This is a genomic window from Collinsella sp. LCP19S3_B6 (assembly GCF_052121815.1).
GTDB lineage: Bacteria > Actinomycetota > Coriobacteriia > Coriobacteriales > Coriobacteriaceae > Collinsella.
Map to the genome: position 1 here is coordinate 1 of NZ_JBQKDN010000045.1, position 1,186 is coordinate 1,186.

The following is a 1,186-nucleotide window of genomic DNA, read 5'->3' on the forward strand; positions in this document are numbered from 1 at the left end:
CTAGGACCAAGAGATGGCGGGCGCCCGTCCCCCGGCAGAGGTCGGGGCGCCCGGCGCCGGTTTTCACGGGGTCGCACCGGCGGGCGACGACGTAGCCAGGTGCGCGGAGACAGGGCGCACGAGGGATACGGGAGAGGGGTCGGGGCGGTCGGCGGCTGCCGGAGCTATCGCCTGCACCCGCCCCGGGGAATGGTTGGCGAACCTGTCGCCCGGGCACGCCTCCGGAGAGGCCGGGGTGCCCGGGGCCGGGTGCCCTAGTTCTCCTCGGCCTCCTCGGCGAGGCGCTGGGCGGCCAGCTCGGGGGTGAGGCCCTTGTACTCGGTCTCGCGGCCCTTGGCGCTGACGACGCGGACGACCTCGCCGATGAGCATGAGCACGATGAAGATGACGATCATCGGGACCTTCTCGCCGACCTCGGCGGCGGAGAACGGCACCAGCGTCGCGACGATGGCCAGGATCAGCTCGATGCAGGGGATGGCCAGCATGACCTTCATCATCGCGCCCTTGAACGGGAACGTGAAGATGCGCTCGCGGTTGGGGTCGTTCTTGCGGAGGTTGAGGAACGCCGGGAACATCGGGATGTAGGTGAGCAGCAGGAAGACGACGGAGGTGCCGAAGAGCATCCAGAAGACGCCGTTGGAGATGGCGTCGACGGGAACGAGCTGCAGGCAGAGGACCAGGGAGGCGACGACGGCGTTGACCAGGTTGGCGCCGTTGGGCATGTCGTCCTCGGAGACCATCGAGGCGAAGACCTTGGGCATGTTGCCGTGCTCGGCGGCGTAGCGGGCGACGGAGTTGACGCCGAAGGACCAGGCGGCCATGTTGGCGAACAGGGTGATCAGGAAGGCGATGCAGATGACCTTGAAGAGCACGGAATCGCCCACCATGGTCTCGACTGCGACGATCATGCCGTAGTCGGGGTCGATGGAGTCGGCCGGGATGGCGGCGCCGATGCCGAAGCCAGCGAACAGGTAGATGACGGCAATAGCCACGCCACCGACGACGATAGCCTTGGGGATATCGCGAGCGGGATCGGCCATGTCATCGGTCATGGTGCAGATGACCTCGAAGCCCATGAAGTTGAAGATGATGATGGACAGGTAGCCCAGGGCGTTGGTGTTGGTGAGCTCGGGCAGGAAGGTGGCGGCGGACATGTCGTTCGCGAAACCGTTCTCCATGGCATACC

The 1,186-nt window shown here is 66.4% G+C and carries 1 protein-coding gene; it reads right to left on the minus strand.

The features are described 5' to 3' along the window. Positions 1-254: 254 nt before the first annotated feature. The coding region (locus tag ACTQWD_RS08685) for an APC family permease (protein ID WP_441559749.1) at positions 255-1,186 on the minus strand (932 nt) is incomplete at its 5' end.